Genomic DNA, 22,106 nt, shown 5'->3' on the forward strand with positions numbered 1-22,106 from the left:
CTCGACGGAGCCCACTTAACTATGGGGAGTGCCCGACACCAAATGAATAGGGCATGATGAGCTTCAGGAGCCCCTTGGTGATGACCGCAGCCACGACCACCCCCGTCACCATCAGCGAACGCGCCGCCCGCCGCATCGGCGAGATCCTCGGCAAGGAGACCGAAGGCGCCATGCTGCGCATCTCGGTCGAAGGCGGCGGCTGCTCCGGCTTCCAGTACAAGTTCGACATCGACCGCGCCAAGGCCGAGGATGACCTGGTCATCGCGCGCGACCGCGCCGTGGTGCTGGTCGATCCGGCATCGGTGCCGTTCCTCGCCGGCTCCGAGGTCGATTTCGTCGACGACCTGATGGGCGCCTCGTTCCGGATCAACAATCCCAACGCCACCGCCTCGTGCGGCTGCGGCACCAGCTTCTCGGTCTAGCCCCTCCTCCGTCCTGTTCAGACCTGGGCCGTCGCCGCCGCGCCATCGGACGGCGCAAGACTCGGCGCCTCCACCCGCGGCGCGGCCGGACCGATCGCCTTCAGCATCGCCGCCACCATGGCCGGCTTGCGCAAGGGCTTGGCGAGGAAGTCGCTCATGCCGGCCTCGCGGCACTGCTTGATGTCGTCGGGGAAGGCGTTGGCGGTGAGCGCGATGATCGGCAATTCGGCGAGCCGGCCGCCCTTGCCACGGATCGTTCGGGTCGCGGTGATGCCGTCCATCTCGGGCATGCGGACGTCCATCAGGACGAGATCGAACTCCTGTTCGGCCGCCGCCTTCACCGCCTGCACGCCATCCGGCACGATGCATTTGTCGATCTCGAATTCCTGCAGCATCTTCGAGACCACCATGCGGTTGGTGGCGTCGTCCTCCGCGATCAGCACGCGCAACGGACGGCCGAGCGCCTCGATCCGGGCCTTGAGGTCGCCGGCGCCGACACGATCGCCACGCTGATCCGAGATCTGCTTGTCGCTCCACGGCAAGGTCAGGCTGAAGCGGAACGTCGAGCCCTCGCCCGCCACCGACGACACCGCGATCGTGCCGCCCATCTGCTCGATGATGCGGCGGGAGATCGCAAGCCCGAGCCCGGTGCCGCCGAAGCGGCGGTTGATCGAGGCGTCGGCCTGGGCGAATTCAGTGAACAGCTTGCCGACGCGGTCGGCCGGAATGCCAATGCCGGTGTCCGACACCCGCCATTCGATCGTCGCCACGTCGTGCTGGCGCGACGTACAGCTTACGGCAATGGTCACGCCGCCGCGCTCGGTGAACTTCACCGCGTTCGAGGCGAGGTTGATCAGCACCTGGCGGATGCGCGCGACGTCGCCCTTCAGCGCCGGCGGCAGCTTCTGGTCGATGTCGGCGTTGACCAGGAGGCTCTTCGATTTCGCATTGACGCCCATGATCGCCGTGACGGCTTCGACCAAGGCTGCGGGCGAAAAATCCACCGACTCGAATTCGAGCTTGCCGGCATTGAGCTTCGACAGGTCGAGGATATCGTTGAGGATGCGCTGCAGATTGTCGCCGGATTCGCGGATCGTCATGACCGCGTGACGCTGCTCCGGATCGAGCTTGGTCTCCAGCAGCGTCGAGGCGAGTCCGAGCACGCCGTTCATCGGGGTGCGGATCTCGTGGCTCATCATCGCCAGGAAGTCCGACTTGGCGCGGCTCTCGGCCTCCGCCTGCTCGGCGCGCCAGCGTTCGGTGACGTCACGCCCGAAGCCGCGATAGCCGGCGAACTTGCCGTCATAGTCGCGCGCCGGCCGCGCGGTCAGCGCCCAGCGCCGACGTTCGCCGCCGGCCACCACGACGTGGATCAAGATCTCCGGGATCGACAGCCGCCGCTTCATGCGATCGGCAAAGGTCGCAAGCGTCGCCGTGTCGGTCGGGCAGAGATATTCGAGCGTGTCGACGAGCCGCTCGCCCTTGAGCTGATCGAGCGGCAGCTGGGCGACGTCGGCGAAGCGCTGCGGCGCATCGATCAGCCGGCCCTCCGCATCGGTCTGCCACAGCCAGCTCGACGCGTTCTCCTGGAATTCCTTGAGCAGCAGCGAGATCGTCTCGTTCTGCCGTTCGTGGCGGATCTGCGCCTTGAGGTTCTCCAGGAACACGTTGCCGTGCGACACGAGGTGCCGCACCATGAACGAGGTGTACAGGAACAGGAAGATCACAAGGACGAGATAGATCTGACCGCCGCAGAGAAACAGCGACGCGACCGAAGCCGCCATCATGGTCCAGGTGTAGGTCAATCCGGCGCGCGGCACGCTCGACATCGCGAAGGCGCCGCCTGAGATCATGCCGGTCATCAGCGAGCCGACGATGATCTGCAACTGCGCGTCGACCTGCGGCATCACGATGAGCGGCAGCGAGCCCCAGGTGGCCGATAGGAAGAACGCCTGCAGGGTCATGCGGCGAATGCCGCGCTCCGACGCCTCCTGCGGCGGCGACTGACGCGCGCGCCACCAGCCACGCAGCGCCATGGCCCCTGCCACCACGATGGCCGTTCCCCAGGCGAACAGAAACAGATTGGAAACCTTGTTCCAGAACACGCCGAGAATGATGGCGGCGTTGGCGAAGTTGATGCCGATGGTCACCGGGACCAGCCGTGCCACGGCATCGATCTGCCGGGCCCGGATGCGCCTGCGATCGCGCTCCGTCAGCGAGTCGTCGTCGAGCGCCGCGATGGCCCCGAATCCGCCCAGCCAAAGAAAGAATGCGCCGAGCGGACCGGCGCTTGCGGCTCGCTTCGAGCCCGCGGGATTTCCAGGCCACATCATGACGGCGCAGAACCTTCCTTGTGATCTCCTGCCATGCACGACGTGCTGCTTCAGCCGCGTTAATTGCCCTCCCCGTAGAAGTACGGGACGAAGATGTCGGGCCCAGTGCCTGGCCATCCATCGGCACCTGCACGCCGCGCTCTCGACGCGCGCCACTGCCGTTTGGGCGCAGAACCACGTTCTCGCGGCGTGATCCGCCCGAGGTCTGCATCTCGATGTCACCCTCTTCAAAGACGAGGGCGCAGGGAATGCCGGGTGCTGGCCGCAACCCATGGCCCGCCTGCAGAAAAAAAGCAGGCGGCAGTCACCACAGGTCCAGCCGGTCATCCGGCATTCCCTGCGCGATGGCCTTACGTCTTATGCGTACTCTCCCCGGGGATCGGCTGTCTTGCCCCCGTGACCGGCAGATCATCATCACCACCGGCGTAGCATCAGCGTCGAGATGCCAGGACCATACGTTTTCGACGTGCGCCTCGTGTCGTTCGTCGGCACGACAGAAGCCATGCTGCGACCCAAAGCGCCCACCGCATCCCACCCCGCGTGTCATGACGATCGCGATACGCCCCTCGTGCCGAGGCGGGACCATGGCAGAGAACCACATTTTCCGTAAAAACGAAATCGGAATATTTTTCGCGACAGGACTGGACAGACCATGTCCCGTTGAGATTGCGAAAGAAAATTGCCTAGCCGCGCAGCGGCTGGTCCAGCGATCGCGCGCCGCGCTGCAACGAGACCGCGCGCCGATGCGAGCCTCACTTTGGCCGTTGATCACATGGTAATTCAACACCCGGGGCGGGTTACCTCGTGCCATGACGGCACGGCCTGCCGCTGATCGCTTCCGACGGGACACCATGACCGTAACTGGACGCCATGACTCGGCGCGGCCGCGACGACCGGCACGCCGCGCAAACAGACCCACACCCAAGCGGGGCCTGCTGCGTTTCTTCGGCTTCTTCTTTGCCACCGGTGCCATCCTGTTTCTGATCGCCGGAGCCGGCGTCGCCGGCCTGATCTGGAAGTTCTCGCAAGACCTGCCCGACTATTCCCAGCTTCAGGACTACGAGCCGGCCGTCATGAGCCGCGTACACGCCGCGGATGGGTCGCTGCTCGGCGAGTATGCGCGGGAGCGCCGGCTCTATCTGCCGATCCAGGCGATTCCGAAGCTCGTGATCAACGCGTTTATCTCCGCCGAGGACAAGAACTTCTACCAGCACGGCGGACTCGACTTCTCCGGCATGGCGCGCGCGGCCGTTACCTATGTGCAGCATCTTGGCTCGACGCGCCGGCCGCAGGGGGCGTCGACGATCACCCAGCAGGTCGCGAAGAACTTCCTTCTGACCAACGAGGTCTCGCTCAATCGCAAGATCAAGGAGGCCCTGCTCGCCCTGCGTATCGAGCAGACATATTCCAAGGATCGGATCCTCGAGCTCTATCTCAACGAGATCTATCTCGGCTCCGGCTCCTATGGCATCGCGGCTGCCGCCCTGTCCTATTTCGACAAGTCGGTCAACGAGCTGACGATCGCCGAGGCGTCGTATCTCGCGGCGCTGCCCAAGATGCCGGGCAGCCTGCACCCGGTGCGCAATCGTGACCGTGCCATCGAGCGCCGCAACTACGTGGTCGACCGCCTGTTCGAAAATGGCTTGATCACCAGGGCCGACGCGGACACCGCGCGCCGGGAGCCGATTACGCTGACCAGCCACGCCGCCAACGCCCACACGTTCGCCGGCGAGTTCTTCGCCGAGGAGACCCGCCGCGACCTGCTCGAGCGCTACGGCGAGAAGAAGCTGTATGAGGGCGGCCTGTCCGTGCACAGCACGCTCGCCCCGAAGATGCAGGTGATGGCGCGCAAGACCCTGGTCGCGGGCCTGGTGCGATACGACCAGGAGCAAGGCTATCGCGGCCCGGTTAGCAAGCTCGACATCTCCGGAGACTGGGGCGCGCGAGTAGCCGAGGTGAAATCGCTGAGCGACATCTCGCCCTGGCGGATGGCCGTCGTGCTGGAGGTGTCGGATCAGTCCGCGCGCATCGGCTTTCAGCCGTCGCGCGAATTCGGCGCCGTCAGCAAGGAGCGCCAGACCGCGCTGATCTCGCTCGATGGCGTCAGATGGGCGCGGCCCGTCGCCGGTCCGAGAAGCGGAAAGACCCCCACCACCGTTTCGCAGGTGCTGCAGCCGGGCGACGTGATCTATGTCGATCCGCTGTTCAAGGAGGGCAAGGCGGTCGACGGCCAATATCGTCTGGAGCAGCTTCCGGAAGTGTCGGGGGCGATGGTCGCGATGGAGCCGAACACCGGCCGCGTGGTCGCCATGGTCGGCGGCTTCTCCTACGATCAGAGCCAGTTCAACCGCGCCTCGCAGGCCTACCGGCAGCCCGGCTCGACCTTCAAGCCGATCGTCTACTCGGCCGCGCTCGACAACGGCTACACGCCGTCGAGCATGATCGTCGACGCGCCGCTCGAGATCGACCAGGGCCAGGGCAACGAGGTCTGGCGTCCGGAGGATTTCACCAGCGGCAAATATCTCGGGCCGACGACGCTGCGCAATGCGCTGAGATTGTCGCTGAACACGGTGACCGTGCGGCTCGCGCAGGATGTCGGCATGCCCCTGATCTCCGAATATGCGCGGCGCTTCGGCATCTATGACGACGTCCCGAACTATCTCTCCTACTCGCTCGGCACCGGCGAGACGACGGTGATGCGCATGGTGTCGGCCTATGCGATGATCGCCAACGGCGGCCGCCGCGTGAAGCCGACGCTGATCGACCGGATCCAGGATCGCTACGGCCGCACCATCTTCAGGCACGACAGCCGGGAGTGCCGCGGCTGCGAGGCGCCGGAAGGCTGGCACAATCAGCCAGAGCCGCAACTGGTGGATCGCCGCGAGCAGGTGCTGGACAGCCTGACCGCGTACCAGATCACGGAGCTGATGGAAGGCGTCGTGCAGGGCGGCACCGCAGTCGCCCTGAAGGAGGTTGGCAAGCCGATCGCCGGCAAGACCGGCACCACCAACGAAGCGAAGGACGTATGGTTCGTCGGCTTCTCCCCGGATCTCGTCGTCGGCCTCTACATCGGCTACGACAAACCGCGCAGCCTCGGCAAGACCGCACAGGCGGCGCGGATCGCAGCCCCCGTGGCCCGGGATTTCCTGAAGCTCGCGATCGCCGACAAGCCGGCCACGCCGTTCAAGATGCCGGCCGGCATCAAGCTGGTTCGCGTCGATGCCAAGACCGGCATGCGTGCCGTTCCCGGCCAGACCAGCAGCGTCATCCTCGAACCGTTCAAACCAGGCACCGCGCCGCCGGACGACTATTCGGCGCAGGCGGACAACGATCCGAACCGGCTCCCCGCCAATCCGGCGAATTCGGGCGCAGTGATGCAGGTGACCGGCGGGCTCTACTGACCATCAGCGCCGTGCGCGGCGGACGAAGCTCAGATCACGGCGCCGGAGGCGTAGGCGCCGGCCCAGTGCGGAAAGCCGTTCTCGAGCGCGCGCGCCGCAGCGCGATCCCAATCGTAAGCCAGCGCAAACAGCTCGGCCTGCCAATGGCCGCGGCGCTCGGTCAGCACGGCGTAGCGCGCGTGCGGCGAGCGATATTCGAGCTGGGCGGCGACCGGGATGTCGCCGAACACCGGGCAGCCGACGCTACCGGGATTGACCACCAGGGGACCGCGCGGCACCTGCACCACCGCCTGCCGGTGGCTGTGGCCGCACAGCACCAAGGTGGCGCCGCCGAGATTGACGAGCCGCGAGGCCAGCACGTCGCGGCGCGCCGCGACATAGCGGCCGTCGTCGAGCATTTCTTCAAGCAGGCACGCGCTGTCATCGTCGGGCGTGCCGTGAACGCCAAGGATGCCCTGTTCCAGCACAATGCGCGCCGGCAGCGCATGCAACTGGCGGCGCTGCTCGGCGTTCAGCGCCGCCCGCGCAAAGCGGCCGGCCGGCGACAGCTTCTCCTCGGGATACTCCTCGATCCAGCGGTCGTGGTTGCCGCGCACGGTCGGCAGCGACAGCGATTGCAGCAGCTCGAACGTCTCGCGCGGCCAGAGCGGACTGGTCACGCAGTCGCCGAGGTTGACGGTGGCATCGACGCCGCGGGTCCTGACGTCGGCAAGAACAGCCTCCAGCGCCGGCAGATTGCCATGCACGTCGGACATCACCGCCAGCCGCATCGTCGTCTCCCTCGCAATCCCGTCTCAAGTCAGTCGCTTGAGGCGATACTCTAGCATCCTCGTCATTGCGAGCGAAGCAATCCAGAGTCCCTGCTCTGCCCCTGGATTGCGTCGCTTCGCTCGCAATGACGGCGGAGATGCCAGTGGCCAAAGCGAAAACGTAGGGTGGGCAAAGCGGGCGCCGCAGGCGGCCGCGTGCCCACCATCGAGACCTGGTTCACGCTGGACACAGCTGAGCGCACCGCTGCAAGATACCGCGCCCTCTCCCCTTGTGGGAGAGGGCATCACCGGCTCATCTACGTACTCGCTTGGGTGAGGGGTATCTCTCCACGAGCGACGCAACCGGATAGATACCCCTCACCCAACCGAGTTCGCTGCACTGTCCTACATGCCCTCTCCCACAAGGGGAGAGGGCGCATTTACTCGCACCGCTCGCGCGTCGGTCGCGAATTCGACCGTTGCTATAATCTTCTCACTGCGGCGTACCAATCGCAAACACATCCGCGCGCTCGATGATCAGGTCGCGAAACAGTCTCGCGCGGTGGGACATCCATTGCGGGTCGGGATAGACGACGTGGAGCGGCAATGACGGGACGTCGTAGTCCGGCAGCAGGTGGATCAGCTTGCCCGATGCGATGTGTCGGACCGCGCACCAGTCCGGCAGCACGGCGGCGCCGAGGCCCTCCAGCGCGGCCAGGGCCATGATGTCGGCGTCGTCGCAGGTGAGCGAGGGCGTGATGCCGACGACGTGGCGGCCGGTCTCGGATTCGAAGCTCCATTCGTTCTTCGGCGACAGCCGCGAATAGGTCACGCAGGGCAGCTGGCGCAGATCGTTGGGCAGCCGCGGTGCGCGGTGACGCGCAAGCAGCGTCGGCGCCGCCACCAGCAGCCGCCTCACCGTGCCGACGCGGCGCGCGACCAGCGAGCTCGATGAGAGCACGCCGATGCGGATCGCGAGCTCGGTGCCGGTCTCGACGAGGTCGACGAACTGCTCGGTGAAGCGGATGTCGAGCCGCACCTCAGGATAGCGTCGGCCGTATTCCGCGAAAATGTCGGCGAAGAAGGTGCGGCCGAACGAGGTCGGCACCGTCATCCGCAGGGTGCCGGAGGGCGCGCCGACGCGCTTCGGCGACGGCACGCCCGCGCTCTCGAACAGGGTGACGATGTCCTTGGCGAGCTTGAGCACGCGATCCGCCTCGGCGGTCGGGCGCAGCTTTCGCGTGGTGCGCACGAACAGGCGACAGCCGAACTGCTCCTCCAGCAGCGCGATGCGCTTGGTGATGGCCGGCTGGCCCAGGCCGAGATCGGCAGCGGCCTGGGTGAAGCTGCCGGCCTCCATGACCCGGATGAAGGTCTGCAGCGCGTCGATCCGGTCCATTCATTCCTCCCTGGAATGAGTTTTATTCTTGTCATTCCGTATACGTGATCGGGAGGACTGGTCTAGCCTCTGCAAAAATCAAAACGGAGGGAGACCCATGGAGAAGTCGATTGGCATCGTCGGCGCCGGCATTGGCGGGCTGCATCTGGCGCTCTACCTGCAGAAGCACGGCATCCAGGCGACAGTCCTCACGGACCGCGAGCCCGAGCAGTATGCTGCGACGCGGTTGATGAACACGGTGGCGCATCACGGCATCACGGTGGCGCGCGAGACCGAGCTCGGGGTGAACCACTGGGACGATCCCGAATTCGTCTACTATCACCACGATCACTTCTTCAATTTCCCGGGCAGCCCCCTGCTGTTCCGCGGCGCCTTCAAGCAGCCGAGCCGCGCGGTCGACTACCGGATCTACCTGCCGGCGCTGATGAAGGATTTCGAGGATCGCGGCGGCACCATCGAATATGCCAGCATCCAGGACGATGACGTCCCGGCCCTGGTGTCGCGCTTCGATCTGCTGGTGGTGTCGACCGGCAAGGGCGCGCTCGGGCGGATGTTCAGCCACCGACCGGAGCTGTCGCCCTATCAGCAGCCGCAGCGCCTGCTCTGCGTCGGCCTCTATGACGGCGTCGATCACGGCAGCCCTGACGGTGACGATCCGCGCGGCGTCACGCTGTCGGTGTCGCCCGGGCATGGCGAGATGATCGTGATCCCGACCTTGACCTTCGGCGGCATGAAGACGGCGCTCTTGATGGAGAACATCCCCGGCGGCGACATGGCCGAGCTGGTGTCGCTCAACTACGATGCCGATCCCACAGGCTTCCGGCAGACGATGCTCGACAAGCTCGAGAAGCACCATCCGCACACCTACAACAGGATCGACACGCACCGCTTCGACCTGCAGCCGCTGGACCTCTTGCAGGGCGCCGTGGTGCCGACGGTGCGGCGCTCATCGGTCAGCTTCGACGGCAAGATCGCGATCGCGCTCGGCGACGTGCATTCGGTGGTCGATCCGATGATGGGCCAGGGCGCCAACATGGCGTCCTATGCGGCGTTCGAGCTCGGCAAGGCGATCGTCGACGCCGTGGCGTTCGACGACCGCTTCGTCGAGACCGTCGATCGCGCCCGCGAGAACCGCGTGCTCGCGGCTGCGCGCTGGACCAACCTGATGCTGCAGCCGCCGTCGGAGGCGATGGGACGGCTGATCGTCACGATGGCGCAGAACCGCGCGCTCTGCGACGAGTTCACCGACAATTTCAACTATCCGGAGCGGCAATGGGACCGGCTCGCGAGCGACCGGCGCATCCACGCCTGGATCGACGAGCGAACGCAGCTTGCGGCGTGAGGCCGATGATGTGGAGAAGCACATGAGTCATCATGCCGACCCGGCGAGCTTTCGCGCAGCGGCGTCGCGCTTCTCCACCGGTGTCACCGTGGTGACGAGCAGCGACGCCGATGGCGTGGCGGTCGGCATGACGGCCAACAGCTTCACCACGGTCTCGATGGAGCCGCCGACAGTGCTGATCTCGCTGAAGCGCGGCCGCACCTGGCAGGCGGTGAGCGCGACGCGCCGCTATGCGGTCAACGTGCTCGCGGCCAATGACGTCGCGATCGGCCGGCATTTCGCGGGAACGCCGCTGGCACAGGGCGCACCGGCGCTGGAGGAACGCGACGGCTTCTTTCTGCTGCCGCAGGCGATCGCGCAGTTCGGCTGCGAGGTGGTCAGCACGGTGGAGATCGCCGACCACACGCTGTTCATCGGCGAAGTCCGCTGGTGCCACCACCAGGACGGCCTACCGCTGGCGTTCTACGCCAGCCGGTTTCGCAATGGATTGGGAGCGGAGATCAGGCCGAGTGAGGCGCTGGCGTATCCGGCGGAGGGGTGGAGTGTTTGATCAAGGAGCGTGGTGGGCGCGGCGCTGCGCGCTCTGGCCCACCCGGCCCGTCGCAAGAAGCTGAAGCGGTTCGCCGGGACGACTTAGTGAGCCAAACATCGTCACATTGAAGACTGCGGGTCCGGCACAGTCGTGAGGCTCAACCGCCGATCGATACGGGGTCGATGCCCCCCGCTGCAGCGGCTCCAGAATGACCGAAGCACGGCTGCGTCACGATCGGCCATGATGATATCGCTTCGCCGGCCTCGCCGTCAAACACGCATCGCTGGGCACGCGGGAGCCGTGCGCCGCTCTTCCACAGCAAAGCGGAACGACGGAGGTCCTCGTCAGGCTCGCAGCGCCCGTCGCAGCACCCTGACCCTGTTCCGGGAACCCGTGACGTGCATCGTCGTCACGACAACCGAGGTTGCGGCGGAGCTCGACGCGCATGCTGCGGCGCGCGTCCTCCATGCCCGTTGATCCAGATCAAATGGGCCGCTCCCGTCCGCTTGTCGGCTAGCGCGCACGGCGGAATGCGCCATCGCCATTCCGCATGGCTCGTGCATCGAAATACACCTGATCTCAATTAGTTGAACTAATGGCATGCGACTTGCTGACAGGACGCCGAACGCACGCTGAACGCAACACGACAACGCGGCACACCGACAGCCGTCGACAGGAGACGCCCGTGGCCAATGTCACTTTCTCATCACCCTCACTGCCGAGGGACATCACCGTCTATGCAATCGCAGGCGATCGCGGCACCATTCTTGGCGTCGCCAAGGCGCACAAGATTCCGATCCCGTTCGATTGCCAGGACGGCGAGTGCGGATCCTGTCTCGTCGAGGTCACGCACTTCAACCCGAAAACGAAATACGGGATCGCACTGACCGAAAAAGAGAAGGAGATGCTGAAGCAGCTCGGCAAGATCTCCAAGGTCGAGATCGAGAACGCCGAGGTCAACGACATGCCGCCGCAATACCGGCTGGCCTGCCAGTGCTTCGTCCGCAACGAGGACATTCTCGTCAACTTCAAGGGCGACGAGACCGTGCCGCCGCGAGGTCCGCACATCACCCACGCGGTCAAGCACTATACCGGCGGGGTTGAGATCGCCTCGCTCGACGAATTCCTCGGCTACGCCGTCAAGGTCGAAGAGGACGCGGCGCTGCACTTCGACATCATCGCGGCCAAGATGGAGGAGCATGGCAACACCGAGGTCGCGGCACTGTTCCGGCAGCTCGCCGGCTTCTCCCGGCTGCACCTCGCCGAGGCGAAGTCGCGCGCCGCCAACATCGATCTCTCCAAGGTGATCCCGCCGGACTATGCCTGGCCGGACCACGAGACGCCGGAGCGCACCTCGCTGTGGGCCGGCGACGCCGCGCTGTCGCGGCTCGACGCGCTCAAGGCCGCCCTGGAAGGCGAGAAGCGGGGCTACGAGTTCTACGTGTCGATCGCCGCCAAGACCAGGATTCCCGAGATTGCCGCGATGGCCAAGGAGTTCGTCAAGGAGGAGGCCGAGCACGTCCGCCTGCTCGAAGCCTGGATCATCCGCGAGGAATGGCTGCAGAAGACGGCCGCACAGCCGCTGAATTGATCCGAACAGGCGCTCGCAAGCGACGAGCGGGTGCGGCAGGCCGCGCGCGCCCGTCCATTGCGGAACGACGAAGGAGACACCGATGATGACCGTTGAGGAATTCCTGGTCCACGCCATCCGTCTGGAGCGCGAGGCCGCCGATCGCTTCGATCATCTGGCCGATGCGATGGAGAATTGCAGCAATCGCGAGGTCGCGCGGCTGTTCCGGCAGCTCGCCGACTACTCGCGCCTGCACCTGGCATCGGCCCGGGAGCGCGGCGGCTTTCGCGAGCTGCCGGATCTAAAGCACGATGAATTCCAATGGCCAGGGCCGGAGAGTCCGGAGACCGCCGCGATCTGGGCCGCCGATCCGTTCGTCGGCCGCGAAGAGGCGCTGGAGATCGCGCTGCAGGCGGAAACCGCGAGCTACGAGTATTACAAGACCATCCTGGACACCACGGATGATCCGGAAATCAAGGTGTTCGCGAAGGAGTTCACCGAGGAGGAAAGCGAGCACGTCGCCGAGCTGCAGAAGTGGATCACGGCGCATGCGGCCGGGCTGCCGCTGCCCGTGGTCGACTGACGCCGCGACGCTAGGCGCGCGACGCCGATCGGACGACGTCGTCAAACGCCTCGAAGCCGCAGGCACGAGGCCTGCGGCGGACGATCCACAAGCGTTCCGCTTGGCGACGGCTAGCGCCGCTCGTTGAGCATCGGGAAGCCGCGCTGGTGCCAGACCGGATAGGCCGCGGGGATGTCGCTGGCGGCGTTGAGCGTCGCCACCTGCTCGGCCGTCAGGCTCCAGCCGACCGCACCGATGTTCTCGATCAGCTGGCTCTCGTTGCGGGCGCCGACGATGATGGTCGACACCGTCGGGCGCTGCGAGAGCCAGTTCAGCGCGACCTGCGGAATGGTCTTGCCGGTCTCCCTGGCGACGCCGTCGAGCGCATCGACGACGCGATACAGCCGCTCCTCCTGGAAATGCGGCCCGGTGCCGGCGATGTCGTGCGCGCGCGTGCCGGGCTTGGCCGGCTGTCCGCGGCGGATTTTGCCGGTCAGCTTGCCCCAGCCGAGCGGGCTCCAGATCACGGCGCCGACGCCCTGGTCGCGGCCGAGCGGCATCAGCTCCCATTCGTAGTCGCGGTTCAAGAGCGAGTAGTAGGCCTGATGCGCGACGTAGCGCGGGTAGCCATAGCGGTCGGAGGCGGCGAGCGACTTCATCAGGTGCCAGCCGGAGAAATTCGAGCAGCCAATGTAGCGGATCTTGCCGGCGCGCACGAGCTGGTCGAGCGTCGACAGCGTCTCCTCGACCGGCGTGTTGTAGTCCTGGCCGTGCAGCTGATAGAGGTCGATGTGATCGACGCCGAGCCGCATCAGCGAGCCCTCCACCGCATCGATGAGGTGCTGGCGCGACGAGCCGTAATCGTTCGGACCGTCGCCCTTCGGAAACGTCCCCTTGGTCGAAATCAGCAGCCGGTTGCGCTTGCCCTTGATTGCCTGGCCGAGGATGGTCTCGGCAAGACCGCTGGAATAGGCGTCGGCGCTGTCGAACATCGAGATGCCGTGGTCGAGGCAGACATCGATCAGCCGCGACGCGCCATCGGCGTCGGTGCCGCCCCAGGCCTTGAAGAAGTCGTTGCTGCCGCCGAAGGTGGCGGTGCCGAAGCTGAGGGCCGGCACACGGAGGCCGGAATGGCCGAGACGTCGATGCTCCATGATGGTCTCCTTGTGTCTCGCGGTCTGCTGGAGTCGTCTGGACCAGCGTCGCGACGGCCCGATGAATACGTGGGTTGGCGGCCGCCCGCCATGGGACATCCCGCATGGCATTCCTGCACCGGCCTGTGATTCCCGCGGCGATCCGCCTTGACCAAGGCCGCCGCGGCTTGGTCTAACCCGGTCGTCTCTCCCCGAAGGTCTCTGGAACCCGGCCATGCGCATCGCGACCTGGAACGTCAATTCGGTCCGGCAACGGATCGAGCACCTCGTGACCTGGCTGAAGGAATGCTCGCCGGACATCGTCTGCCTGCAGGAGATCAAATGCACGGATGACGCCTTCCCCAGGCTAGAGATCGAGGCGCTCGGCTACAACGTCGTGACCCACGGCCAGAAGACCTTCAACGGCGTCGCACTGCTGTCGAAGCTGCCGTTCGACGAGACCAAGTCCGGGCTCGACGGCGATGCCGAGGACGTACATGCGCGGTTCCTCGAAGGCGTGGTCAGCCTCAAGAGCGGCGTGGTGCGCATCGCCTGTCTCTATCTGCCCAACGGCAATCCGGCGAACACCGACAAATATCCGTACAAGCTCAGATGGATGTCGCGGCTTCGTGACTATGCGCGTGAACGGCTGAAGACCGAGGAGCCGCTGATCCTCGCCGGCGACTTCAACGTCATCCCCGCGGCGGCCGACGTGTCCAATCCCGAGGCCTGGGGCGAGGACGCGCTGTTCCGCCCCGAGACGCGCGAGAGCTTCCAGTCGCTGCTGTCGCTCGGGCTCACTGACGCGCTGCGCGCCGTCACCGACGCGCCGGGGCAGTACACGTTCTGGGACTATCAGGCGGGCGCCTGGCAGAAGAACATGGGCATCCGGATCGATCATCTGTTGTTGTCGCCGCAGGCCAGCGACCGGCTGGTCGAGGTCGGCATCGACAGCTATGTCAGGGCCTGGGAGAAGCCGTCGGATCACGTGCCGGTGTGGGCCGATTTCGATCTCGAGACGGCGTCCGCGTGAAACGGCGCTAGCCGCCGAGCGGCTTGCGCATCGGATAGGACGCGGCCGTGCCGAACTTGCCGGCGGGAACGCCGACGTCGACGTAGCCGCGGGCGAGATAGAATCGGTGGGCCGTCTCGGTGCTGAGCAGCGCGATCTCCCGCGCCCCGAGCGCGCGCGCCCGCCGCTCCAGCTCGGTCACCATCGCCGAGCTGACGCCACGAAACCGGGCCAGCGGCGACACGTAGTTCGCGGTGATCTCGCCGGGAAAAGCGAGCCCGCCGACGGCGAGAATCGCGCCCTCCTCGACCGCGACCAGCAATGACCGGCCCTGCCCGTCGGCCCAGGTTGCAACGATTTCCGGTGTCTTGTTGGCAAGCCAGCGCGCGAGAATGTCGGGGTTGCCGCGGTGATCGGCCGCGCACAGTTCGATGATGGAAGCGCGAAGCACCGCGCAGGCCGCCGCAGCGTCGTCGGGGGTCGCCTCGCGGATCATCATCTCCAGCCCCTCCGTCACGCGGAGGGGAACGCGATGCATTCCGCTCCGCCTACTCGCGCTTGCCCTGAACCCAGCTCTCGAGCATCTGCAGCGCCGAGGCGCGGTCGTCGTCCGAGGCCTTGGCAAAGGCGCGGTTGTAGCTTTCCTTGATCCAGACCTCGTCCGGACCGGCGCTGTCGCGCGCCAGCGTCAGCCACATCAGGCCGCGCGCGGCCTGCCGAGGCAGCCGGTCGCCGTTGAACAGCATCTGGCCAAGCAGCGCCTGGGCCTGATGCTGGCCTTTCTGCGCGGCGAGGCCGAGCCAGCGCGCACCGTAACGGAAATCGTCGCGCGAGGCATCCGCCGTCTTCAGGTACATCCGCGCCAGATCGTACTGGGCATCGGCGTTGCCGAAGTAGGAGGCGGCGTAGGAGAACATCTCGCGGGCGCGATCCGGATCCGCCTTCACCTTGGAGTTCGGAATCCCGCTGAGGTAATAGCGGCCGAGCGCCACGAAGGCGTTGGCGACGATCTGGGCCTGCGGCGCCGACGGCGAATCCTCCGCATGCGCATTGGCGATGCGGCTGAAATAGTCGAAGGCGCGGATGTCGTCGCGCACGACGCCATCGCCCGCGGCATACATCCGGCCGAGCTTGAATTGCGCGACCGGGTGACCTTCCTCGGCAGCATATTGCAACGCCGTCAGCGACGGCGCCGTGGTCGTTGCGGTCGCGGCAGGAACAGACTTGCGCAGCGCGCCGGGCGCACCCGACTGCGGCCCAGCCACCGCGATCGGCTCCTGGTTCACCGGCGCGCCGTCGAATGCAAACGACGGCCACGGCAACGCGAGCGGAGCAACCGCAAGCATCCATACGAAAATGATTCGATCAGATGTCCGCATAGCAATGTTTCTCTTGCGCACCACCTGGGTGAGTGACGGCCCCCGCCACGGCCGGTCCCACCTGCTGGGCATATTTCCAAAGTGCACCTGACGTGTGATGGGTCTCACGCGGCGTCCACTTGGTCTTGCGTGTTGCGAGCTCGGCATCACTCAACTTGACGTTAAGGATACCCGCCTCGGCGTCGATTTCGATGATGTCGCCATCTTCAACCAGCGCGATCGGTCCGCCGATCGCAGCCTCGGGTCCGATGTGGCCAATGCAGAAGCCGCGGGTCGCGCCCGAGAACCGGCCGTCCGTGATCAGCGCAATCTTGCCGCCCATCCCCTGGCCGGTCAGCGCCGCCGTGGTCTGCAGCATCTCGCGCATGCCCGGACCGCCACGCGGTCCCTCGTAGCGGATCACGATGACCTCGCCCTCGCGATAGGTGCGCTTCTGTACGGCTTCAAAGGCATCCTCTTCCCGATCGAAGCAGCGGGCCGGCCCAGTGAATTTCAAGTTCGACATGCCCGCGACTTTCACGATCGCGCCCTCTGGCGCGAGATTGCCTTTCAGTCCGACAACACCTCCAGTTGCAGTGATCGGCTGGTTGGCCGGCCTGACCACGTCCTGGTGCGGATTCCATTTCACGCCTTTGAGATTTTCGGCGATCGTACGGCCGGTGACTGTGAGGCAGTCGCCGTTCAAATAGCCGTGGTCGAGCAACGTCTTCATCAGCAGCGGAATTCCACCAGCCTCAAACATGTCTTTGGCGACATAGCGGCCACCCGGCTTCAAATCCGCGACATAAGGTGTCTTTTTGAAGATTTCGGCGACGTCAAATAAGTCGAACTTGATGCCGGCCTCGTGTGCAATCGCTGGTAGGTGGAGGGCCGCGTTGGTCGACCCGCCGGACGCCGCGACGACGGCCGCCGCATTCTCCAGCGACGCCCGCGTGACGATGTCGCGGGGCCGGATGTTCGCTGCGATCAACTCCATGACCTTCTCGCCGGCGGTCATGCAGAACGAATCGCGGATCTCATAGGGAGCCGGAGCACCAGCCGAGTAAGGCAGCGCCAGCCCGATCGCTTCCGACACGGTCGCCATGGTGTTGGCCGTGAACTGAGCGCCGCAGGCGCCGGCCGACGGACAGGCGACGCGCTCGAGCTCGTCGAGGTCGCCGTCCGACATCGCGCCGACCGAGTGCTTGCCGACGGCCTCGAACATGTCCTGCACCGTGACCTGCTGGCCGCGGAAATTGCCCGGCAGGATCGAGCCGCCATAGATGAAGATCGAGGGCACGTTGAGCCGGACCATCGCCATCATCATGCCCGGCAGCGATTTGTCGCAGCCGGCGAGGCCGACCAGCGCATCATAGGCATGGCCGCGGATCGTGAGCTCGACCGAATCGGCGATCGCCTCACGCGACGGCAGCGACGAACGCATGCCGTCATGGCCCATCGCGATGCCGTCGGTCACGGTGATGGTGCAGAATTCGCGCGGCGTGCCGCCGGCATGGGCGACGCCCTTCTTGACCGCCTGGGCCTGCCGCATCAGGGCGATGTTGCAGGGCGCGGCCTCGTTCCAGCACGAGGCGACGCCGACGAAGGGCTGGTGGATCTGGGCCGTGGTCAGACCCATCGCGTAGAGATACGACCGATGCGGCGCACGCTCCGGCCCTTCCGTCACGTGACGGCTGGGCAGCCTGCGCTTGATGTCGGTCTTCGCGTCCATCGCTGTTCTGGCCTCCCGGTGCTTCGGAGATGCCTATCCTAAAGAGGGATGATTGGCAGCCTCACACGCACAGGTACTATTCTGATCAAAGTATTTCACGACCAGGTGTGGCCAAAAAGCGGCGCGTTTGCGGAGGGCCCGAGATTGTAACCAAAACTTCGTAAACTGTGGCGGAGCCGCAACATTCGTGGCCGTTCCGCAACCATCTGGTCAGGAGCAAAATACCGCCAGATTACTCTGGCACCACCCCTGCGGCCCGGATCATCGGCCACCACTTGCCGATTTCCGCCTTTTGCACGGCTCCGAGCGCTTCCGGCGTGCGCTGATCCGGCCCCGGCATTTGCAACCCCAGGTTTCTCAATTGATTCTGCACATCCGTGTCATTCAGCGCCGCGACGGCCGCGGCGTTGAGCGTTTCGACGATCTCCTTCGGCGCTCCCTTGGGCAGCCAAAGGCCCGACCACAGCGTCATGTGGAAGCCTGAAAGGCCCGCCTCGTCGGTGGTCGGAATCTCCGGCGCGCTGTCGAGGCGCTTGGAGTCGGTGACGGCGTAGGCGCGAATCATGCCGGCGCGAACCTGGTTGATGGCGTTGGAAGTCTGATCGACGATGAGATCGATCTGGCCGCCGACGAGATCGTTCATCGCCGGGCCCGTGCCGCGATAGGGCACGAATTGCAGCTTGATGCCGGTGATCTGCTGGAGATACAGCCCGGCGATGTGGCTGCCGGAACCGTTGCCGGCCGTGCCGGCGGATGCAGGATTCGGCTGCGACTTCAGCCAGGCGAGGAATTCGGTCAACGAGTTCGCCGGAACGTTGCTTCTGCTGACGATGATCATCGGATTGCTCGGCAGCAGCACCACCGGCTCGAGATCGGCGACGAGATCATAGCCGAGCCGATACACCGCGCCGTTGGCCACGTGGGTGCCGAGATGGCCGAAACTCACGGTGTAGCCGTCTGGCTTGGAGCGCACCGCGCGCCCGACTCCGATGGAGCCGCCGGCGCCGGTGACGTTCTCGACCAGCACCGGCTGGCCGAGCGTCCGCTTCATGTGCTCGGCGAGGATGCGCATCATCGCATCCGAGGGACCGCCGGCGGCGAACGGCACGATCACCGTGATGGCGCGCGACGGATAGGTCTCCGCGTCAGCGGGTCCACCAAACAAGGCAAGCGCCATCACCACAGCGCCGAACAGGCGTCGCATCGCGGTCCTCCCCGGGCCTGATCCTTGTTGTCGGACGATCAGGCGCCAGGCCGCAATGCCGACCGTCCGGTTAGAACCGAGTGTAGTCGATCGGCTGGTGGCGATCGAGCGCGCGCTCGACTTTCGGCAGCGGATATTTGAGTCCCGTGGCGCAATTGAACAGCATGACGCGGTCGCTCTTCGTCACACGTCCATCGGCCAGGCTCTGCTTGTACGCGGCATAGGTCGCAGCCCCTTCGGGGCACAGCAAGAGCCCCTCCTCGCGCGCGACCTCGTTGAGAGCAGCGGAGATCGCGTCATCGTCGACGGCGATCGCAAAGCCTTTGCTTTCGCGCACGGCGCGCAGAATCAGGAAATCACCGACCGCCTGCGGCACACGGATGCCGGACGCGATCGTATGCGCATCCTCCCAACGCGTCGCATGCTCGACGCCAGCTTCGTAGGCGCGCACCATCGGCGCGCAGCCGGAGGCCTGCACCGCGACCATGCGCGGGCGCTTGGCGCCGATGAAGCCGATCTTCTCCAGTTCGTCGAACGCCTTCCACATGCCGATCAGGCCGGTACCGCCGCCGGTCGGATAGAAGATCACGTCGGGCACGTCCCAGCCGAGCTGCTCGGCGAGCTCCAGCCCCATCGTCTTCTTGCCCTCGATGCGATACGGCTCCTTCAGGGTCGAGGTGTCGAACCAGCCGACCTTGGCCTTGCCTTCGCCGACGATCTTGCCGCAATCATCGATCAGGCCATTGACGCGGTAGACGGTCGCGCCCTGCAACTCGATCTCGCTGACATTTACTTCAGGCGTATCGGCCGGGCAGAAGATCGTGGTCTTGATGCCGCAGGAGGTCGCGTAAGCCGCGAGCGCCGCACCCGCATTGCCGTTGGTCGGCATCGCCATGTGGGTGATGCCGAGCGCCTTGCCCATCGACACGGCCATGACCAGGCCGCGCGCCTTGAACGATCCCGTCGGCAATCGTCCCTCATCCTTCACGATGATCTCACCGCCGCCGAGCTTCTTGCCGAGCTTCGGCAGATTGATCAGCGGTGTCATCACCTCGCCGAGGCTGACGATGTCCTGGCATTTGCGCACCGGCAGCAGCTCGCGATAGCGCCACATGTCGGCGGGCCGCTGCGCCAGCGCGTCCTTGGTCAACGCCTGCCTCACGCCGGCCAGATCGTAGCGCACCAGCAGCGGCTTGCCGGCCTTGGAGAGGTTGTGGATTTGGTCCGCCGGATAATGATCGCCTTCCATCGCACATTCGAGATGCGTGACGAAGGTCGGGCGCTCGGTGGTGAGGTTGTCGCTGGATTTCACGGCAGGACTTTCTGTTTAGGCCCGTCTGGTTACATCCGTCATTGCCGGGCTTGACCCGGCAATCCATCCGCTTCGCAAAAGTTTCCCAAAGCGGGATGGATGCGCGGGTCAAGCCCGCGCATGACGAGCGGATCTAGAAATGGATGTTCTGTCGTGTGGTTCACTAAGTCTCACGGCAGGACTTTCTTGTGAGCCCGTCTGGTCCTCTCCGTCATTGCCGGGCTTGACCCGGCAATTCATCCACTTCGCAAAAGTTTCCCGAAGCGGGATGGATGCGCGGGTCAAGCCCGCGCATGACGGCCGGTGGGCGGAGCTACATGTTCAACACACGTCCATAGGCGTCGAGCACGGCTTCCTTCATCATCTCCGACAGGGTCGGATGCGGGAAGATGGTGTGCATCAGCTCTTCCTCGGTCGTCTCCAGGTTCATCGCCACGACATAGCCCTGGATCAGCTCCGTGACCTCGGCGCCGACCATGTGCGCGCCGATCAACTGGCCCGTCTTCTTGTCGAAGATCACCTTGACCAGGCCCTGGTCCTCGCCGAGCGCGATCGCCTTGCCGTTGCCGACGAAGGGGAAGCGGCCGACTCTGATGTCGCGGCCCTGCTCTTTCGCCTTGGCCTCGGTGAGGCCGACGGACGCCACCTGCGGATGGCAATAGGTGCAGCCTGGAATGAGGCTCTTGTCCATCGGGTGCGGATGCAGGCCCTTGATGGCCTCGATGCAGACCACGCCCTCATGCTCCGCCTTGTGCGCCAGCATCGGCGGACCTGCGACGTCGCCGATCGCGTAGAGGCCGGGCACGTTGGTCTTGCCGTAGCCGTCGATCACGATGCAGCCACGGTCGGTCTTCACGCCGAGCTTCTCGAGCCCGAGGTTCTCGATGTTGCCGACCACGCCGACCGCGGAGATCACGCGGTCAAACTCGGTCGTCTCGATCTTACCCTTGCCGTCGTCGATCGTCGCCACCACGCTGTCGCTCTTCTTGTCGAGCTTGGTGACCTTGGCGCCGGTCATGATCTTGAGGCCCTGCTTCTCCAGCTGCTTGCGGGCGATGCCGGCGATCTCGGCGTCCTCCACGGGCAGGATCTGCGGCAGCACCTCGACCACGGTGACCTCCGAGCCCATGGTGCGGAAGAACGAGGCGAACTCGATGCCGATCGCGCCGGAGCCGACCACCAAGAGCGACTTCGGCATCTTGTCGGGCACCATCGCCTCGAAATAGGTCCAGACCAGCTTCTTGTCCGGCTCCAGGCCCGGCAGCACGCGTGGCCGCGCGCCGGTCGCGACGATGATGTGCTTGGCCTGGTAGGTGCCTTCGCCCAGCGCGCCCTTTGGCGCTTCCACGTCGGACTTGGTCACCGTGATCTTGCCGGGCGCGTCGATGTTGGCGCGGCCCCAGATCACCTGCACCTTGTTCTTCTTCATCAGGAAGCCGACGCCGTCGGCGAGCCGCTTGGAGACGCCGCGCGAGCGCTGCACCACCGCCTTCGGGTCGTAGGAGATCTTCTCCGCCGACAGGCCGTAGTCCTTGGCATGCTGCATGTAGTGATAGATCTCGGCCGACCGCAGCAGCGCCTTCGTCGGGATGCAGCCCCAGTTCAGGCAAATGCCGCCGAGATGCGACTTCTCGATGATCGCGGTCTTGAAGCCGAGCTGGGCAGCGCGGATCGCGGTGACGTAGCCGCCCGGGCCCGAGCCGATGATGATGACGTCGAAGGATGTGTCGGCCATTACGGCTCCCGTTCAACTGAAGCAGTCGGATATGAGTTCGTCGTGGTGCTGCCGATGGAGCGTCGCCAGATCCAGCTTCGGATCATGGCCTCGACAAGCATCAGCGCGGCTGAGATCGCGAACCCGGCGAGCACGATCGGGGCCCAGATGCCGCGCGACAGCGCCTCGCCGGAGAAGAAAGCAGATCGGATGACGTCGATCCCGAGCGGGTTGGCTGATACCACGATGCTCGCCGATGCCGTGATCCAGGGCCACCGCGTCCTTATACGCATGCGCCGGCCCCGTCAGCCATCCCGCTCCGGAAAACAAC

General features: G+C 65.5%; 18 protein-coding genes. 7 read left to right on the forward strand and 11 right to left on the reverse strand.

All coding sequences use genetic code 11. The features are described from left to right. Positions 1–80 precede the first annotated feature (80 nt). Positions 81–422: an iron-sulfur cluster insertion protein ErpA gene (erpA, locus tag ACQR1I_RS33410; protein WP_434870610.1), complete on the forward strand. Its 342-nt coding sequence runs from the start codon at positions 81–83 to the stop codon at positions 420–422. A 17-nt stretch (positions 423–439) separates the two neighbouring features. Here erpA and ACQR1I_RS33415 read toward each other — a convergent pair whose 3' ends face one another. Then, positions 440–2,755 carry an ATP-binding protein gene (locus ACQR1I_RS33415; RefSeq protein WP_434870609.1) on the reverse strand — a complete coding sequence of 772 codons (2,316 nt, stop codon included), beginning with the start codon at positions 2,753–2,755 and terminating at the stop codon, positions 440–442. A gap of 851 nt (positions 2,756–3,606) precedes the next feature. Here ACQR1I_RS33415 and ACQR1I_RS33420 point away from each other — a divergent pair. Further along, complete coding sequence (locus ACQR1I_RS33420) at positions 3,607–6,156, forward strand: penicillin-binding protein 1A (protein ID WP_434870608.1); 2,550 nt, start codon at positions 3,607–3,609, stop codon at positions 6,154–6,156. Positions 6,157–6,185: 29 nt separating this feature from the next. On the opposite strand, the gene ACQR1I_RS33425 is transcribed toward ACQR1I_RS33420, so the two are convergent. Beyond that, positions 6,186–6,926, reverse strand: coding sequence for a metallophosphoesterase family protein (locus ACQR1I_RS33425; protein ID WP_434870607.1), 741 nt, complete (start codon positions 6,924–6,926; stop codon positions 6,186–6,188). A 472-nt stretch (positions 6,927–7,398) separates the two neighbouring features. After that, positions 7,399–8,304: a LysR substrate-binding domain-containing protein gene (locus ACQR1I_RS33430; RefSeq protein WP_434870606.1), complete on the reverse strand. Its 906-nt coding sequence runs from the start codon at positions 8,302–8,304 to the stop codon at positions 7,399–7,401. Positions 8,305–8,401: 97 nt separating this feature from the next. Here ACQR1I_RS33430 and styA point away from each other — a divergent pair, with 97 nt between their 5' ends. The 4 genes from styA (at position 8,402) to ACQR1I_RS33450 (ending at position 12,331) form a co-directional block, all read left to right on the forward strand. Further along, a complete protein-coding gene (gene styA, locus ACQR1I_RS33435; protein ID WP_434870605.1) occupies positions 8,402–9,646 on the forward strand; it encodes a styrene monooxygenase subunit StyA in 1,245 nt (414 codons plus the stop codon). A 22-nt stretch (positions 9,647–9,668) separates the two neighbouring features. Next, entirely contained in the window at positions 9,669–10,196 is a 528-nt protein-coding gene (locus ACQR1I_RS33440) for a flavin reductase family protein (RefSeq protein ID WP_434870604.1), read from the forward strand. 667 nt (positions 10,197–10,863) lie between these two features. Beyond that, complete coding sequence (locus ACQR1I_RS33445) at positions 10,864–11,769, forward strand: 2Fe-2S iron-sulfur cluster-binding protein (protein ID WP_434870603.1); 906 nt, start codon at positions 10,864–10,866, stop codon at positions 11,767–11,769. 82 nt (positions 11,770–11,851) lie between these two features. Further along, entirely contained in the window at positions 11,852–12,331 is a 480-nt protein-coding gene (locus ACQR1I_RS33450) for a ferritin-like domain-containing protein (RefSeq protein ID WP_434870602.1), read from the forward strand. 110 nt (positions 12,332–12,441) lie between these two features. Here the strand turns inward: ACQR1I_RS33450 and ACQR1I_RS33455 are convergent, their stop codons facing one another. After that, entirely contained in the window at positions 12,442–13,464 is a 1,023-nt protein-coding gene (locus ACQR1I_RS33455) for an aldo/keto reductase (protein ID WP_434870601.1), read from the reverse strand. Positions 13,465–13,678: 214 nt separating this feature from the next. On the opposite strand from ACQR1I_RS33455, the gene xth reads away from it, so the two are divergent. Continuing rightward, complete coding sequence (gene xth / locus ACQR1I_RS33460) at positions 13,679–14,476, forward strand: exodeoxyribonuclease III (protein ID WP_434870600.1); 798 nt, start codon at positions 13,679–13,681, stop codon at positions 14,474–14,476. Between the two features lie 7 nt (positions 14,477–14,483). Here the strand turns inward: xth and ACQR1I_RS33465 are convergent, their stop codons facing one another. The 7 genes from ACQR1I_RS33465 to ACQR1I_RS33495 all read right to left on the reverse strand — a co-directional run bounded on the left by ACQR1I_RS33465 (position 14,484) and on the right by ACQR1I_RS33495 (position 22,068). Continuing rightward, positions 14,484–14,954, reverse strand: coding sequence for a GNAT family N-acetyltransferase (locus ACQR1I_RS33465; RefSeq protein ID WP_434870715.1), 471 nt, complete (start codon positions 14,952–14,954; stop codon positions 14,484–14,486). A gap of 49 nt (positions 14,955–15,003) precedes the next feature. Next, the gene (locus ACQR1I_RS33470; protein ID WP_434870714.1) at positions 15,004–15,720 is read right to left on the reverse strand and encodes a tetratricopeptide repeat protein; all 717 of its coding nucleotides are present in this window, start codon (positions 15,718–15,720) and stop codon (positions 15,004–15,006) included. A gap of 100 nt (positions 15,721–15,820) precedes the next feature. Then, the gene (ilvD, locus tag ACQR1I_RS33475; protein WP_434870599.1) at positions 15,821–17,545 is read right to left on the reverse strand and encodes a dihydroxy-acid dehydratase; all 1,725 of its coding nucleotides are present in this window, start codon (positions 17,543–17,545) and stop codon (positions 15,821–15,823) included. 232 nt (positions 17,546–17,777) lie between these two features. Next, on the reverse strand, positions 17,778–18,749 hold the full coding sequence (locus ACQR1I_RS33480; RefSeq protein WP_434870598.1) for a tripartite tricarboxylate transporter substrate binding protein BugD: 972 nt from the start codon (positions 18,747–18,749) through the stop codon (positions 17,778–17,780). Between the two features lie 70 nt (positions 18,750–18,819). Beyond that, complete coding sequence (locus tag ACQR1I_RS33485) at positions 18,820–20,061, reverse strand: threonine synthase (protein ID WP_434870597.1); 1,242 nt, start codon at positions 20,059–20,061, stop codon at positions 18,820–18,822. A 313-nt stretch (positions 20,062–20,374) separates the two neighbouring features. Next, positions 20,375–21,796, reverse strand: a complete 1,422-nt coding sequence (gene lpdA, locus ACQR1I_RS33490; RefSeq protein ID WP_434870596.1) for a dihydrolipoyl dehydrogenase — start codon at positions 21,794–21,796, stop codon at positions 20,375–20,377. Next, positions 21,796–22,068: a hypothetical protein gene (locus ACQR1I_RS33495; protein WP_434888872.1), complete on the reverse strand. Its 273-nt coding sequence runs from the start codon at positions 22,066–22,068 to the stop codon at positions 21,796–21,798. Before ACQR1I_RS33495 ends, lpdA begins: the two co-directional genes overlap by 1 nt. Positions 22,069–22,106: the final 38 nt, after the last annotated feature.

The sequence above is a fragment of the Bradyrhizobium sp. HKCCYLS2038 genome, assembly GCF_051167655.1.
Lineage (GTDB): Bacteria > Pseudomonadota > Alphaproteobacteria > Rhizobiales > Xanthobacteraceae > Bradyrhizobium.